Here is a 13,807-nt window from a genome sequence, read left to right on the forward strand (position 1 = left end):
TCACCCGTTGTGCTCGTTCTCGATGCGCCGCAGGATGTCCAGCATCGCCAGCACCGATTCAGCGCGGACCGTACCCTGTTGCAGCCCGTCGCGCAGCACCAGTTCGAGTACCTCGTGTTCGGCATTTCCCTTGAGCGCGTTGATCAATGCCAATTCGCTGCCGCGCGATGCCGCCAGTCGCGGGTCGGTGAACGGATCCAGGCTGTCGAGCCCGAAGTAGCCGCGCAACACCTCCAGCGTCTCGTAGGACGGGTTCACCGCCTGCCCGGTGCGCAGCTTCCAGAGGTAGTTGGCGGACAGGCGCGTTCCGGTGGTGCGGTGGATGTCTTCGGCGAGCGCCCGGTGGGTGATCTCCTGCGGTCGCCCGTCTTTGCCTGCGGGCGGGTGCATTCCGTTGATGAGTGTGTTGAGAGCCCGTGTAAACGGGTGTAAGCCGTCCCCCATATCAGCGTGTCTCCTGTGGTTGACAGGGTCTGTGGCGTAGATCATACTCGTCCCTGCTCCGTCAGCACATGCCGGTGTGGTCGCCCCCGAAGGGGCGCCGACCACGAGAGGCCCGGCATCTCAGAGCGGTAGCAGGTGGGGCGATCATCGTCGCTCGCCCCATCTCATCGGAGCCGCACCGGTAGCGCCAGTGGTCCGCGATGGCGGAAACCGGAGCGCCAGGCGATCTCTCGTTCGTCCACCGCGAGCGCCGCATCCGGCCATCGGGTGAGGACGTGCTCGAGAGCGGCCGCGGTGACGGTGCGTACCAGCGCGTTCCCCAAGCAGGCGTGCATGCCGTAGCCGAGCGCGAGCTGATCCGCGCGGTCCCTGGTGAGGTCCGGTTCCGCTGGACGCGCGAAGATTTCGGGATCGTGGTTGGCCGATGCCAGACACAGCAGTACCGTCTGACCCGCGGCGATCGTCGTGTCGCCGATGACCAGGTCGGTGGTGGCGAAGCGCGGTCCGGCCAGCACCTGCGGGGAGAGGTGCCGCAGCAGCTCGTCCACGGCTGATTGCTTGTCGCCCAAGCCGTACCACGTCTGCCGCAGGCCGGGACTGCCGAGCAAGGTGAGCACCGACCCGGCGATCAGATCGGCGAGCACTTCGTACCAGACGAACAGCAGATAGAACAGCAGTCCGGTCAGCTCAGCATCGGTCGGCGACCCACAGGCCCGGTGTGCGCCTACCCAGCGCCCCAGCGCGGTGTCGGAGCGCGGTGCCCGCGCGGTGGCGTCCGCGATGATCGTGAGCATGGTGGCCAGGGTGTCGCGGGCGCGCGGTGGCGCGGCCGACGGCAGTAGCGTCGAATGCGCCCAGCCGCGAAGGCGTTCGGCAGTGTGGTCGTCGAGGCCGAGTAGTTCGCCGAGCACGGCGGCGGGAAGCGGCACGGCAAGACGTTCGACGAGATCGACGGTCTCGCCCGAATCACCCTCGTGCAGTAGCGAATCCACCAAGCGGGGCGCGCGGTCGGTCCACTCGGCCAGTCGGCGTGGCGACAACTCGGAGGTCACCAGACTGCGCAGGCGTGCGTGGTCGGCCGGGGCGGCGCTGAGCATAGCGTCCAGTGGTGGCGGCACCGAGAAGCCCCGGTAGTCGTCTCCCTGGGCATACCGGAGCCGGGTGGACAGCCGCTCATCCAGCAGCCCGGCCCGTACGTCGCGGTATCGGGTTACCAGCCAGGCCGGTGGCCCATCTGGCGTGCGTACGCGGTGAACGCCCCCTTCGATGCGAAGCCGCTCGAGCGTGGGCCACGGGTTGCGGGCGAAGTCGGAGTCGAACACATCCGTCACTCGGCCATCATCCCGCACCGGGTCCTGAGGACGGTGGCTGCCGAGGGCTGCCGGTGCGCGCGGCGCGCCCGATCAGGAGGCGGCGGCTCCGGTCTGCCGGATCGCGTCGAGGACTTCACCGTAGGTCAGCGTGGTCGAATTCACGAGCGCGCGCTCCGAGGCCACGTCGATGTCGACGGAATCGATACCGTTGACGCCGCGCAGTGACGATTCGATCGCGGACGCGGACTCGCGGGTAACGTTGTGCAGAGTAACCGTGTACGTCATGTAATTCGCATTGACCGATCGCGCTCGCTCAAACTTTCCTTTCCGTCCCGTTTGATCGTGGAGACCCCGGGAATAGCCGGGTTGTCAAACGACTCGACGCAACAGGGATTGCCATGATCATCATCATCGGGCTCATCGCCTTGATCGCGGCCGTGATTATCGGAGTGGCCGCGGTAGTGGGCAACACCGGCCCCGCTCAGCAACTGACGAGCGATTTCGCGGTATTCGACTATCACTTCCACGGTTCCACCGGAGCACTGTTCGGTTACGGAGTAACGCTCGGTGCGATCGGGGCGTTCGGACTGGCCCTCGTCCTATCCGGCGCCTGGCGGGTCACCCGCCGCGGCGTGGCCGCGCGTCGTGAACTCGCACAGTCCCGTCGCGAGATGGCGGCGGTGCGGCGCGATCTGGCCGCAGGCACTACCGCGCCGGTGGAGCGCACCTCGCAGGAGCCGGCTTGGCGGCGGTGGTTGCGCACAGGCGGTTCGGGTACTGCCCGCACCGATCGCGGCGCCACGGTATCGACCTCGAAACCCGTGACCGCGAAATAATTGAGAAGAAAAGGAATACGACAATGATCATTCTCGGCCTCATCCTCCTGGTCTTGGGTTGGCTGCTCGGAATCGGGCTGCTCACCACGGCGGGCATCATCGTGCTGATCATCGGGCTCGTGCTGCTGGTGGCCGGTTCGGTGGGCCGTCCGGTGGGTGGCCGCCGCTGGTACTACTAGGGATTCCGCATGAAGTTCGAAGATCGCCTCGCGCATCAAGTGCAAGCGACCAGGGGCAGCGTGAAGAAATTCGTCGGCCGTGCGACCGGCAACTCCCGGCTGGAGGCCGAGGGGCGGCGGGAGCAGGCCCGCGGCAATCTGAAACGCGCCGCGGACAAGGTGCGGGACGCGTTCAAGCGCTGACCGCGCACCGCTCGACCGGTGCCGGGCGAAGGCCGATGGCCTCCGCCCGGCATTGTCGTGTTCTCGCGAAGGAAACGCCCGAATTCGCGCGTGCGCGTCAGACTCCGGCGATTCCGGCCAGTTGCCCGATGCCGTAGGTGACGGCCATCGCCAGCGCGCCGCCGAGCACCACCCGGACCACCGCCCGGCCACGGGCACTTCCCCCCAACCGGGCGCTGACCGACCCGGTGAGCGCGAGCGCGGCGAGCACGGCCGCGAACGTCACCGGAATACGCGCGTCGACCGGCGGCAGCAGGATGGCCAGCAACGGCAGCAGCGCGCCGAGGGTGAAGGCCACCGCCGAGGAGAACGCCGCCAGCCAGGGGTTGGTCAGCTCGGCGGGATTGAGGCCCAGTTCGGCCTCCGCGTGCGCGGTGAAGGCGTCGTGCGCGGTGAGTTCCTCGGCGACCTTGCGCGCCGTTTCGGGCGTCAGCCCTTTTGCCTGGTAGATCCCGGTGAGCTCGATCAGCTCGTAGTCCGGCTCGTCGCGCAGCTCCCTGCGCTCTTTCGCCAGCAGAGCCCGCTCGGAATCGCGCTGAGTGCTGACCGAGACGTATTCGCCCACCGCCATGGAGATCGCGCCAGCCGTCAGACCCGCGATGCCCGCGGTGAACAAGGCCGGTGTATCGGTGGTGGCCGCCGCGACGCCGACGACCAGACCCGCGGTGGACACGATGCCGTCGTTCGCGCCGAGCACACCGGCGCGCAGCCAGTTGAGTTTGGACGCGAAGCCGTTGCCGTGCGGTTCGTGCGGATGTGCGCCGGAGGCGTCGGTCGTGCGATCCATGAAACGCACCCTAATCACCACCGTGCGACGCGGGCGGGAATCGCGACAGCTCGAACCGCTAAGCGCGGGGTTGGCGGGGGACCGCCAACGGATGCGGCGGCATCGTGCGGTGGATGATCTGGAGAATCAGCAGGAACAGCACCGAGAGTCCGGCGGTGGTGAAATCCCCGACCAGAACCGCCAGTACGGCGAACGCGCCGAACACCGGAAACTCCAGCACCGCGCACCAGCGCAGGATCCGCAGCCGCCTGGCGTTGGCGGCCAGCCGTTGCACACCGTCGTCGATGATGGTCAGCGCCGTCTCGTAGCGCACCATGCCGTCGCCGACCTGGACGAACATGTGCACGGCCTGGTCGCGGCTGAGCTCGCCGAGCCAAGCCCGGTCGATCAGCCGCTTGCCCTCCTCGGCGACCTCCTTGATAACCGCGTCCATGCGGCCCCCTTCCCAGTCGTCCGGAGAGTCTAGCGGCCGAATCGCGCCTTCCCAGTGACGATTCAAGCGGGCGGGAAGACGTAGACGCGCTCCGGCACCATCCGCACGATCACCCGCCGCGCCTCCGGTTCCGGCGGCGGCGTCGCGCCGCCCATGTACTTGGCGTACATCGCGGTGAGCAGGGTCTTGTCCGGGTCGTCGGTGAGCTCCACCCGGCCGCGCACCTCCGCGTAGCGGCCGTCGGCGCGGCTGAGCACCAGCAGGCTCACCCGCGGATCGCGCCGCATGTTGCGGGTCTTCAGGCGCCCTTCGATCGTGCTGAACAGCAGGGTGTCGCCGTCGTGGTCGACGAAGATCACCGAGGACTGCGGGCGGCCGTCCGCGTTCGCGGTGGCCAGTACGGCGGCGTGCGGGCCGTCGATCAGGGTGCGCACGATGTCGTCGAGTTGCATCGGAAGTCTCCTCGGTCGGTGCGGAATCACGGTGATTCCCGTAATGCGGACTTCCGCCGCGATCGGAAGGAATCGCCGAGAGCGATTCTTTTTCGGGTCCCGTCCGGTCCATATCTGCGACGGCTCACGCTTCGTGAACCGGGAAAGGACCCGCGGATGACCTCGACCAGTGCGCTACCGGACGCCGAATTCACTCGCCGTACTCAGCCGTATCGCCGGGAACTGCTCGCGCACTGCTATCGCATGCTCGGCTCGATCCACGACGCCGAAGACGTGGTGCAGGAGACCTATTTGCGGGCTTGGCGTTCGTTCGGCGCCTTCGAGGGCCGCTCCTCGGTGCGGACCTGGCTCTACCGGATCGCCACGAACGCGTGCCTGACCGCGCTCGAGCACCACGGTCGGCGCGTGCTGCCGTCCGGTCTCGGCGCTGCGGGCACGGACCCACTGGCGCGGCCCGTGGCCGCGGCGGGCGTCCGGTGGCTCGAGCCGCTGCCGGACACCCTGGTGACGCCGGAGTCGGCGGACCCGGCGGGCGTCGCGGTGGCTCGCGACAGCCTGCGCCTGGCGCTGATCGCGTGCCTGCAACACCTGAACGGCAGGCAGCGTGCGGTGCTGTTGCTGCGCGACGTGCTCGGTATGCCCGCGGCCGAAGTCGCCGGAGTGCTCGATACCAGCACCGCGGCGGTGAAGAGCACATTGCAGCGCGCGCGAGCCCGGTTGACGGAGGTATCGGCGGCGGCCGAGCAGGCGGTGCCGCCGAGCGAGCCGGGGCAGCGCGCGCTGCTCGAGGAGTATCTGACGGCCTTCCGGCGCGCCGACCCGGCCGCCATCGAACGCCTGCTGCACCGGGACGCCGTGCTGGAGATGCCGCCGTCGGCCACCTGGTTCTCGGGTAAGCGGACGTGCGTCGCCTACCTGGCCGAGCACGTCCTCGGCGCTCCCGGCGCGTGGTTGCTGTTCCCGGCCGCGGCGAACGGGCAGCTCGCCGCGGTCGCCTTTCACCGGCAATCGGATTGCGTCTACCGCGCTTTCGGCGTCGCGGTGCTCACCACGACCACGGACTCGATCATCCGGATCACCGCGTTCGGCGACCCGGATCTGGTCACCGCGTTCGGATTCGCCCCGGTCCTCGGGTGAACGAAGGTCGCGATACTCGCACGTGCGCGGTACTTCTTGCCGCGAGTCGGATCGGTCGTGGAGCGCTACCCGCCGCGCTGGATCTCCGGCCGGTCGTCTCGAATGCCGATCCAGGCGTAATCCCGCGCCCTGGTGATCGCGACGAGCTTCTGCCGTTCGGCGAGTTCGGCTCGTTCGCGTCCCGCGCCGGTGCGTGAGTCCGCGCCCGCGGGCCAGGTCGGATGGAAGACCGCCGCGAAATCGAGTCCCTTGGCGCGATGCACCGTGCCGACCTTGACCGCCGCCCGCGGTGTTCCGTCGTAGTCCTCCAGGGGCAGTGTCGCGATGCCGACGGCCTCCAGCGCCCCGGCGAGCCGCCCGGCCTCGTGCCGCGTCCGGGTGAGTACTGCGATATCCGACAACGGCTTTCCGCATCCGCGAATACCGTCGACCAGCGCGGCCTCCAGGTACTGATCCGGTCCGCGCCAGATCCGCACCACGCCGTCGGGCAGGGTGACGTCGGCATCGCGCAGCGGCACGCCGGGCGCGTCGTCGAAATCGCCGAGTTCGTTCACCGCATCGATCCCCGCGGCGTTCTCCCAGACGCGGCGGCGGTTGCGGTAGTTCACCCGCAGGATCTCGCCACGGCCGCGCAGATCGATGCCCGCCTCGGCCATGCGCCAGCCTCCGGCGTACACCTGCTGCTGGCCGTCGCCGAGCAGCAGCAGCGGACTCGACCCGTTGCCGCCCGCGATGGCGTGGGCCAGCCGCAGCCCGGCCAGCGTGATGTCCTGCACCTCGTCGACGACGACCGCGTCATAGGGTTCCGGGAGCGGTTCGTTGCGGATCTCGGCCAGCGCGATGGCGATGACGTCGCTGTAGTCGGAGATGCCCCGCTCGCGCATCTCGCTGACGTACGGCACGTACAGCTTGTGCCACACGTCGGCGCGCCGGTCGTCGCCGAGACGAACAGCGTTGCGCCCGTATCGGTCCGCGCGCTGGTAGACGTCCAGGTCGTCGATCTCACGCCCTTTGATCACCCGGTCGATCTCCTCCCGCCAATAGCTCGCGTGCGGCTCGATGTCCTCGAAGTCGGCCCTCGCCCGTTCCCAGACGCGGCCGAACACGCGGTCGGCTCCGTGCGGGTCGAGTTTCGGCGCGGCGATCCGCTGTGCGAGGAAATCCAGGGCCCAGGCGTGCAGACCGGCGAACTGGACGCGGCTCTCGGTTCCCGGGGCGAGCCTGCGGAAGTAGGTCTCCTGACAGTTCGCGAGCGTCTTCACGAACGTCGTGTACAGCTGACGGCCGGTGGATCGCCGCGCCTGCCTGGCCATTCGGTGCAGCGCCACGACGGTCTTCCCGGTGCCCGCAGGGCCGGTCAGCCGGGCGGGGCCGGTGTAGTTGCGCGCGACCAGGATCTCCTGTTCGGGATCCAGGAAGGTCATCCAGTGCTGGAACGGCCTCTGCAACGCCGTATTCCGCTGCGGCGTGAGCACCTCCGACCGATCGAGCAGAGCGGGATCCGGTGCGCCCTGCGCCGCTTCCTCGAACTCCAGCAAGTCGTATTCGCGGGCCGACTGGTGGGCGACGGTGTTCGCGATGGCCTGTACCCGGGTGGGTCGCAAGTGCCGCTGCCGTGCGCGGATCACCCGATCGAGCTCGCCCGGCCCGGCCACGGCGAACCGGCCGTCCACGCGCACCCCGATTCCGGCGGGTACGAGCAGGACGAGCTGCACGTCATGGGGGACCAGCTTCTCGCGCCCGAACTGCAATCGACCGAATCGCGCCTCGACGTCGCGGTGGATCTCGTCGAGTTCGGCCGGGACGCCCTCGGCGAAGCGCAACGCGAAAAGTCCTGTCCCGCAGAACAGCAACGCATGGGCGTGCGTGGCGGGCAGGTCCACGGGGTCGCGATGGACGAGCAGGTATCGGCCCGGTTCGGCCAGCGCCTCGGCGAGAAATGTGCGCTGGTGCGATGTCAGGCCGGGAATGCGGGTCAGCGTGTCCGTGACACGCGAAAGCCAGGCGTTCATGGAGTCCCCCTTCCGGTGCACACCTACCCCGTCTTCGACGGTAAAGACACCGCGTCGAGGAGGGAATGCGCCGAGGGCTTTCCGGGACAACCGTTATCGAAACGGGCGGATCGGACACCGGACCGTTGTCGGCCTGTCACCCGAAAGTGTTGTGCTGCTGTGTTCTTCCGTCGGATTCCACGCGGCGCAGGGTGGTCGGCGTTGTGCCCCACCATCTTCGGGCGCATCGGGTGAAGGTCGCTTGTTCCGACAGCCCGATCAGCGAGGCGACCTGACTCATCGGCATATCCGTCGTGGTCAGATAGCGCCGGGCCGCGTCCCGGCGGACCTCGTCCAGGATCGCGGCGAACGAGGTGTGTTCGGCGGCGAGGCGTCGTTGCAAGGTGCGCGGGTGCACGGTGAGCAGCCGTGCCACCGCGCCTATCTCGGGCGCGGATGTACCCAGGAGCTGCTGGACGGCGGCGCGCACCTGCGGGGCGAGCGCCGCCGCCGCGTCGCCGGACTGCTCCGCGAGGAAGGCCATCGCCAGCCGGTGCAGGTTCTCGTCACCGCCGGTGAGCGGCCTGCCCGCCAGGCTGCGCGGCATACGTAGCGCCGCGAAGGGCCGCTCGACCCGCACCGGGGCGCTGAAGAATTCCTCGTAACCGGCGAGCGCGGCCTCGGGCCGATAGGGCAGCTCGACCGAGCGCAACCCGTATCGGTCGCCCACCAAGCGCTGAATGGTGCGATGCACGAACGCCAAGCCCAGGTCGGTGCCCTGGACGGGGGTGGGAAGTCCCGGCCGCACGCTGTAGCGCAGCGCGATCACGCCGCGATCCCCGTAGGGGTCCGGTTCCAGCGTCAGGCTCAGCGACCGCGCGTGCAGGAACAGGTACCGTGCCGTGCACTCGAGCACGTCGGCCAGCGACGGGGAATTCCGGATGGCCAGCGCCAGCGGGCCGAGCATGTCCAGATCCTGCCGCTGGGAGATCCGCAGACCCAGATCGGGGCAGCGCAGCTGATGCGCGGCCAGTTCCAGGACGGCCGCGACGCGCTCGTCCGGCACGAGCAGATCGTCGGCGTCCAAGGCGGCCACCGGCAGACCGCACGCCGTGGCCAGCGCCTCCGCGTCGCCACCGAGTTCGGCCACGGTCGCGCGGAAACCGCGCAGCCCTGCGGATCGAATCACCGACATGTCGTCGAGGATCAAATAGTTGTCGCGCAAAGTCAAGATAGCGACCCCGTGGGGCTCGCACACTGGACACATGACGCAGACCGACACAGCACCGGAACACCTCGATGTCGTGATCGTCGGCGCGGGACTATCCGGTATCGGCGCTGCCTACCGCTTGCAGACCGAGTGCAGTGGCAAGACCTACGCCATCCTCGAGGCCCGCGACACGCTGGGCGGCACCTGGGACCTGTTCCGCTACCCGGGCATCCGCTCGGACTCCGACATGTTCACCCTCGGCTACCCGTTCAAGCCGTGGCGGGACGCCAAGTCGATCGCGGACGGTCCGTCGATCCTGCGCTACATCACCGACACCGCGACCGAGAACGGCATCGACCGGCACATCCGCTTCCGCACCAAGGTCCTCGCGGCCGATTGGGACAGCGGCGCCGCGCGCTGGACGCTGACGCTCGAGCAGCGCGACGCGACCGGCTCCACCGAGACGCGCACGCTGACCTGCGGCTTCCTCTACGCCTGCGCCGGGTACTACAACTACGACCAGCCGCACGCACCGGAATTCCCCGGCATCGCGTCGTTCGCGGGCGAGGTGGTGCACCCGCAGTTCTGGCCCGAGGACTTCGACTATCGCGGCAAGCGCGTCGTCGTGATCGGCAGCGGCGCGACCGCGGTCACCCTGGTCCCGGCGATGGCGGAGCAGGCGGAGCTGGTGACGATGCTGCAACGCTCGCCGACCTGGATCAGCGCCGTCCCGGGGCGGGACAAAGTGGCCGACAAGATCCGCGAGCTGCTGCCGCCGCGGCCCGCGCATCGGCTGATCCGAACCAAGAACATCCTGTTCGGCATCGGCTTCTACCAGTACTGCCGTCGCAGGCCGGAGGCGGCGCGCAAGCTGCTCACCGGCCTCACCACGCGCATCCTGAAGGACGAACAGGCCGTCGCCGAGCACTTCACGCCCAGCTACAACCCCTGGGACCAGCGTCTGTGCGCGGTCCCGGACGCGGACTTCTTCAAAGCCATGAAGAAAGGCAAGGCCGAGGTCGTCACCGATCACATCGACAGCTTCGTGCCGGAGGGCATCCGGCTGAAGTCCGGCCGGGTGCTGGATGCGGACGTCGTGATCACCGCGACCGGGCTGCGACTGCTCGCCTTCGGCGGCATCGCGCCCAGTGTCGACGGCGTGCGGGTCGACTTGTCCGAGCAGTTCGTCTGGCAGGGAGCCATGCTCACCGGCGTCCCCAACTTCGCCGTGTGCATCGGGTACACCAACGCGTCGTGGACGTTGCGCGCCGACCTCACCTCCCGGCTGGTCTGCAAGGTGCTCAACCACATGGACCGCAAGGGTTACGCCTCCGTGGTGCCAGAGCCACGGGGCACGCTCGAGGAGCACCCGCTGCTTGATCTGGCCTCCGGTTACGTCCAGCGCTCCATCGGCGACTTTCCCCGGCAAGGCGGCCGTCATCCGTGGAAGGTGCGCCAGAACTACCTGCTCGACTCGGCGACCACGCTGCGCACCGACTTGGACAAGACGCTCACCGCGACGCCGAAATCGGCCGTTCGGCGGCCGGTGCCCGTCGCCTGACCCGTAACGGAGGAGTGGGGTCAGCGCGCCCGGAGTACGACGATGCCCGGTGTCGACCGCACGTACTCCGCGAAGGGCGAGTCCACCACCTTGTCATTGCCCGCGAGCGAGGACGCGTTGCGGAAGACCGGACCGGCGTCGGTCATGACGAAGATGCCGACGTGGGTGACGTCCAGGCCCGGTTGGTCGGCATAGGCGCCGATGTAGTCGCCGGTGCGCAGCCCGCTCACGACGTCCTGGCCGACCGCGGCGCTGGGAATGTAGGTGATCGCGCGATCGACCACGGGCAGCCCCGGAAGATAGGTGCCGCCGTCGGCTTTCGCGTTGAGGTGTTCGGTGACGGTCACCGCAGCGGTGCTCAACGTCGCCGTGATGTCGGTGGCCGCGACGTCGGTGACGTTCGACCAGTCGGTGAAGAAGTGCTTGCGCTGCTGGAAGTCCACGTGGCCGCCCGCGTAGCGCGTGCGGATCAGGTTCGTCGTGAACTGCTCGCGGTCGGTGGAGCGGGTGAGCGCCTCGACGTAATCGAGGAAGGTGAAGCAGTCCACCCGGCGCAAGTCGATGACCAGCTGTTCGGGCTGGGTCGCCGATCCGACGAGCATGTTCGCGCCGTAGGGCGTGCCGAGGAACCGGCGCGACAGCAGCTCGATCAGTTCCGCCTTGCTCGCCGACGCGGGCGCCTGAGCGCGCAGCGACAGCAATTCGTCGAGCTTTCTCGCGGTGACGTCGTCGAGGCGCACGGCCTCCGGAGCGCCGAGTGCCACGGTCGGTGTGGACACCGCGGCGCAGACAAGGGCCACGAGGACGAGCAGTACACGAGCGATGGTGCGCAAGACGCCTCCAGCGGAGTGGGCCGGCCGATCCGTACACGACAGCGACACCAACGGTAGGTGATGAGGGTCGGCAAGACCTAGCGCCGTCCAAACACCCCTTCTGGTGGACTGAACGCCGGGTCACGAGGTGGTGGCCCCACGTCCCCACCGAAAGGGTTATCCGACATGACGAGAATCGTTCGAGCCACCTTCGCTCTGGGCGGTCTGCTCGCCGCGGGCGCGCTGCTGGTTCCGGCGACCGCCTCCGCGCAGCCGCAGCCGGGCGGACTGCTGGAGACGACGTGCAGCTTCGCCCAGATCGATGCCGCCGTCCATGCCCAGTTCCCCGACGCCGCCGCCCGGCTCGACGCGCACCCGGACCGGAAGGCGAAACTCCAGGAGCTCCTGAGTCTCCCGGTCGAGCAGCGCAAGCAGCGCGCCAAGGAATTCCTGGACAAGCACCCGGAGGCCAAGGCCAGGTTCGAGGAGCGCCGCAACTCGCCGGAGGCGCAGCAGCACCGCGAGAAGCTGCGCGTCATCGCCGACACCTGCCACAACTACTGAGCACGCTGCGGGCGAGGTGTCGGACTCGCCCGCACCTCGCTACGCCCGCGCGCGGGGGAGGTCGACGGTGACCGCCAGACCGCCCTCCTGGCGGGCCGTCGCGTGAACGACGCCGCCGTGGGCCTGTGCGACCGAGCGCACGATCGACAAGCCGAGCCCGGCGCCGCGGGTATCGGAATCGGCCGAGCGTTCGGCGGTGGCGAGTCTGCGGAACGGTTCGAAGAGACTGTCGACTTCGAACGCGGGCACCGGGGGACCGCTGTTCGCCACGGCGAGCACCGCGCGCTCGCCTGCCGTTCTGGTCCGGATGCTCACCCAGCCGTTCTCGGGCAGGTTGTAGCGCACCGCGTTGTCGAGCAGATTGTGGACGAGGCGTTCCAGCAAGAGCGGATCTCCCTGCACGGGCGCGGTTTCGAGATCGGCGGTGATCTCGGCCCCTGGCCGTTCGGCTCTGGTCCCGACCGCGTCGGCGGCGAGGTCGGCGAGGTCGGCGCGGCGGTGTTCGGTCAGCCGCTGTTCGCTGGTGGCCAGCACCAGGAGGCCGTCGATGAGCCGTTCGTGACGGCGGTTGACCTCGAGGAGCGTGGCGCCGAGCCTGCGGGTGGACTCGGGAACCTCGGGGTCTTCCAACGCCACCTCGATCAGGGTCCGGTTGATGGTCAGCGGTGTGCGCAGTTCGTGGGAGGCGTTCGCCACGAATCGGCGCTGTCCGTCGAAGGCCCGGTCCAGGCGCTCCAGCATCGCGTCGAAGGTGTCTGCCAGATCCTTGATCTCGTCCTGCGGACCGTCGAGGGCGATGCGCTCGTGCAGGCTGGTGTCGGCCACGCGCCGCGCGGTCGCGGTGATCCGCTGCAAGGGATGCAGGGCGCGTCCGGCCAGCAACCAGCCGAACCCACCTGCGGCGATCCCCACCGCGCCCAGAGATACCAGCGACCACACCAGCATGGCGCGCAAGGTGTCCCGCCGATTCCGCTGGGCTTGCTCGCCGAGCGCCTTGAACAGTTCCGCGGACACCGGAGCACGGTTGCGCTCCGCCCGCTCGAGGAGATACTCCCGCACCACTTGCTGCGCACCGCCGCCGGGCCGTCGCTCCAGCGACTGATTCAGGTAGAAGTACATCAACGCGATCAGTACCGCGCCGGCCAGGAAGAACGCCGTCGCGTACAGCAGCGTGAGCCGCAGCCGGATCGTGCGCCCGCTCATCGGATCCGGTATCCGACGCCGGGCTCGGTCTCGATCAGCCGCGGGTCGCCCAGCTTCCGCCGCACGTTCATGATCGTGTACCGCACCACGCCGGTGAACGGGTCGATGTGCTCGTCCCATGCCTTCTCCAGCAGCTGCTCGGCCGAGACGACGCCGCCGTCCGCGCGCAGCAGTTCGGCCAGCACCGCGAATTCTTTGCGCGACAGGGTGAGCGGTTCACCGTTCCTGGTGACGGCGAACCGGTGCTGGTCGAGCCGGATGCCGGACCGCTCCAGCACCGGGGGAGCGGCGCTGCGTGCCCGCCGCCCGAGCGCCTGGATTCGGGCGACCAGTTCGGCGAAGGCGAACGGCTTGGTCAGATAGTCGTCGGCGCCAAGCCCCAGACCGGCTACCCGCTCCGCCACCGCGCTCGCGGCCGTCAGCATCAGAATCCGGGCCGAGCCGCCGGACTCGACCAGCGTGCCGCACACCTCGTCGCCGGAGACGCCGGGCAGATCCCGGTCGAGTACCACCACGTCGTAGTCGTGCACGCCGGTACGTTCCAGCGCCGCGGCGCCGTCGTACACCACGTCGACCGCCATGGCATGCCTGCGCAACCCGTCGGCGATCGCGTCGGCCAGCAATCTCTCGTCCTCGACAACAAGTACCCGCACCCCGCCATCG

At 68.8% G+C, this 13,807-nt stretch carries 17 protein-coding genes; 6 read left to right on the plus strand and 11 right to left on the minus strand.

Going from position 1 to position 13,807, the window contains the following annotated elements; genetic code table 11:
• The 3 genes from ACFV2O_RS26845 to ACFV2O_RS26855 all read right to left on the minus strand — a co-directional run bounded on the left by ACFV2O_RS26845 (window position 1) and on the right by ACFV2O_RS26855 (window position 2,042).
• The gene (locus ACFV2O_RS26845) at window positions 1–390 is read right to left on the minus strand and encodes a hypothetical protein (RefSeq protein ID WP_379254127.1); all 390 of its coding nucleotides are present in this window, start codon (window positions 388–390) and stop codon (window positions 1–3) included.
• Between the two features lie 218 nt (window positions 391–608).
• Window positions 609–1,775, minus strand: coding sequence for a cytochrome P450 (locus tag ACFV2O_RS26850; protein WP_379254128.1), 1,167 nt, complete (start codon window positions 1,773–1,775; stop codon window positions 609–611).
• Window positions 1,776–1,847: 72 nt separating this feature from the next.
• On the minus strand, window positions 1,848–2,042 hold the full coding sequence (locus ACFV2O_RS26855) for a heavy-metal-associated domain-containing protein (protein ID WP_067802986.1): 195 nt from the start codon (window positions 2,040–2,042) through the stop codon (window positions 1,848–1,850).
• A 113-nt stretch (window positions 2,043–2,155) separates the two neighbouring features.
• Between ACFV2O_RS26855 and ACFV2O_RS26860 the strand changes: the two genes are divergently transcribed.
• The 3 genes from ACFV2O_RS26860 to ACFV2O_RS26870 are packed head-to-tail and all read left to right on the plus strand — an operon-like array spanning window position 2,156 to window position 2,955.
• The gene (locus ACFV2O_RS26860; protein WP_356966932.1) at window positions 2,156–2,593 is read left to right on the plus strand and encodes a hypothetical protein; all 438 of its coding nucleotides are present in this window, start codon (window positions 2,156–2,158) and stop codon (window positions 2,591–2,593) included.
• 23 nt (window positions 2,594–2,616) lie between these two features.
• A complete protein-coding gene (locus ACFV2O_RS26865; protein ID WP_086006372.1) occupies window positions 2,617–2,772 on the plus strand; it encodes a DUF6131 family protein in 156 nt (51 codons plus the stop codon).
• Window positions 2,773–2,781: 9 nt separating this feature from the next.
• Entirely contained in the window at window positions 2,782–2,955 is a 174-nt protein-coding gene (locus tag ACFV2O_RS26870) for a CsbD family protein (protein ID WP_355075646.1), read from the plus strand.
• Window positions 2,956–3,052: 97 nt separating this feature from the next.
• Here the strand turns inward: ACFV2O_RS26870 and ACFV2O_RS26875 are convergent, their stop codons facing one another.
• The 3 genes from ACFV2O_RS26875 to ACFV2O_RS26885 form a co-directional block, all read right to left on the minus strand.
• On the minus strand, window positions 3,053–3,781 hold the full coding sequence (locus tag ACFV2O_RS26875) for a VIT family protein (RefSeq protein WP_355075648.1): 729 nt from the start codon (window positions 3,779–3,781) through the stop codon (window positions 3,053–3,055).
• Between the two features lie 58 nt (window positions 3,782–3,839).
• Window positions 3,840–4,214, minus strand: coding sequence for a hypothetical protein (locus tag ACFV2O_RS26880; protein ID WP_379254129.1), 375 nt, complete (start codon window positions 4,212–4,214; stop codon window positions 3,840–3,842).
• Between the two features lie 62 nt (window positions 4,215–4,276).
• Window positions 4,277–4,666 (minus strand): PPOX class F420-dependent oxidoreductase, encoded by a 390-nt coding sequence (locus ACFV2O_RS26885; RefSeq protein WP_356966937.1) that lies wholly within the window; start codon window positions 4,664–4,666, stop codon window positions 4,277–4,279.
• A 156-nt stretch (window positions 4,667–4,822) separates the two neighbouring features.
• On the opposite strand from ACFV2O_RS26885, the gene ACFV2O_RS26890 reads away from it, so the two are divergent.
• Window positions 4,823–5,803: a sigma-70 family RNA polymerase sigma factor gene (locus ACFV2O_RS26890; protein ID WP_379254130.1), complete on the plus strand. Its 981-nt coding sequence runs from the start codon at window positions 4,823–4,825 to the stop codon at window positions 5,801–5,803.
• Between the two features lie 65 nt (window positions 5,804–5,868).
• On the opposite strand, the gene ACFV2O_RS26895 is transcribed toward ACFV2O_RS26890, so the two are convergent.
• Window positions 5,869–7,815 (minus strand): UvrD-helicase domain-containing protein, encoded by a 1,947-nt coding sequence (locus ACFV2O_RS26895; protein WP_379254131.1) that lies wholly within the window; start codon window positions 7,813–7,815, stop codon window positions 5,869–5,871.
• A 136-nt stretch (window positions 7,816–7,951) separates the two neighbouring features.
• On the minus strand, window positions 7,952–9,025 hold the full coding sequence (locus tag ACFV2O_RS26900; RefSeq protein ID WP_356966943.1) for an AraC family transcriptional regulator: 1,074 nt from the start codon (window positions 9,023–9,025) through the stop codon (window positions 7,952–7,954).
• Window positions 9,026–9,059: 34 nt separating this feature from the next.
• On the opposite strand from ACFV2O_RS26900, the gene ACFV2O_RS26905 reads away from it, so the two are divergent.
• Window positions 9,060–10,565, plus strand: coding sequence for a flavin-containing monooxygenase (locus ACFV2O_RS26905; RefSeq protein ID WP_379254132.1), 1,506 nt, complete (start codon window positions 9,060–9,062; stop codon window positions 10,563–10,565).
• Between the two features lie 20 nt (window positions 10,566–10,585).
• Here ACFV2O_RS26905 and ACFV2O_RS26910 read toward each other — a convergent pair whose 3' ends face one another.
• Entirely contained in the window at window positions 10,586–11,398 is an 813-nt protein-coding gene (locus ACFV2O_RS26910; protein WP_379254133.1) for a DUF1460 domain-containing protein, read from the minus strand.
• A 165-nt stretch (window positions 11,399–11,563) separates the two neighbouring features.
• On the opposite strand from ACFV2O_RS26910, the gene ACFV2O_RS26915 reads away from it, so the two are divergent.
• The gene (locus ACFV2O_RS26915; RefSeq protein ID WP_364430061.1) at window positions 11,564–11,941 is read left to right on the plus strand and encodes a hemophore-related protein; all 378 of its coding nucleotides are present in this window, start codon (window positions 11,564–11,566) and stop codon (window positions 11,939–11,941) included.
• Window positions 11,942–11,980: 39 nt separating this feature from the next.
• Here the strand turns inward: ACFV2O_RS26915 and ACFV2O_RS26920 are convergent, their stop codons facing one another.
• Window positions 11,981–13,144: a sensor histidine kinase gene (locus tag ACFV2O_RS26920; RefSeq protein WP_379254134.1), complete on the minus strand. Its 1,164-nt coding sequence runs from the start codon at window positions 13,142–13,144 to the stop codon at window positions 11,981–11,983.
• Window positions 13,141–13,797, minus strand: coding sequence for a response regulator transcription factor (locus ACFV2O_RS26925; RefSeq protein ID WP_379254135.1), 657 nt, complete (start codon window positions 13,795–13,797; stop codon window positions 13,141–13,143). Before ACFV2O_RS26925 ends, ACFV2O_RS26920 begins: the two co-directional genes overlap by 4 nt.
• Window positions 13,798–13,807 lie beyond the last annotated feature (10 nt).

This window comes from Nocardia sp. NPDC059691 (assembly GCF_042733915.1).
In the GTDB taxonomy this organism is placed as follows: Bacteria; Actinomycetota; Actinomycetes; order Mycobacteriales; family Mycobacteriaceae; genus Nocardia; species Nocardia sichangensis.

Excerpts from the sequence above, each read along its gene's own strand:
- ACFV2O_RS26855 (WP_067802986.1), bottom strand. The coding sequence starts at position 2,042 with ATGACGTACACGGTTACTCTGCACAACGTTACCCGCGAGTCCGCGTCC.
- ACFV2O_RS26895 (WP_379254131.1), bottom strand. The coding sequence starts at position 7,815 with ATGAACGCCTGGCTTTCGCGTGTCACGGACACGCTGACCCGCATTCCC.
- ACFV2O_RS26880 (WP_379254129.1), bottom strand. The coding sequence starts at position 4,214 with ATGGACGCGGTTATCAAGGAGGTCGCCGAGGAGGGCAAGCGGCTGATC.
- ACFV2O_RS26920 (WP_379254134.1), bottom strand. The coding sequence starts at position 13,144 with ATGAGCGGGCGCACGATCCGGCTGCGGCTCACGCTGCTGTACGCGACG.
- ACFV2O_RS26885 (WP_356966937.1), bottom strand. The coding sequence starts at position 4,666 with ATGCAACTCGACGACATCGTGCGCACCCTGATCGACGGCCCGCACGCC.
- ACFV2O_RS26845 (WP_379254127.1), bottom strand. The coding sequence starts at position 390 with ATGCACCCGCCCGCAGGCAAAGACGGGCGACCGCAGGAGATCACCCAC.
- ACFV2O_RS26870 (WP_355075646.1), top strand. The coding sequence starts at position 2,782 with ATGAAGTTCGAAGATCGCCTCGCGCATCAAGTGCAAGCGACCAGGGGC.
- ACFV2O_RS26860 (WP_356966932.1), top strand. The coding sequence starts at position 2,156 with ATGATCATCATCATCGGGCTCATCGCCTTGATCGCGGCCGTGATTATC.
- ACFV2O_RS26875 (WP_355075648.1), bottom strand. The coding sequence starts at position 3,781 with ATGGATCGCACGACCGACGCCTCCGGCGCACATCCGCACGAACCGCAC.
- ACFV2O_RS26890 (WP_379254130.1), top strand. The coding sequence starts at position 4,823 with ATGACCTCGACCAGTGCGCTACCGGACGCCGAATTCACTCGCCGTACT.
- ACFV2O_RS26915 (WP_364430061.1), top strand. The coding sequence starts at position 11,564 with ATGACGAGAATCGTTCGAGCCACCTTCGCTCTGGGCGGTCTGCTCGCC.
- ACFV2O_RS26905 (WP_379254132.1), top strand. The coding sequence starts at position 9,060 with ATGACGCAGACCGACACAGCACCGGAACACCTCGATGTCGTGATCGTC.
- ACFV2O_RS26865 (WP_086006372.1), top strand. The coding sequence starts at position 2,617 with ATGATCATTCTCGGCCTCATCCTCCTGGTCTTGGGTTGGCTGCTCGGA.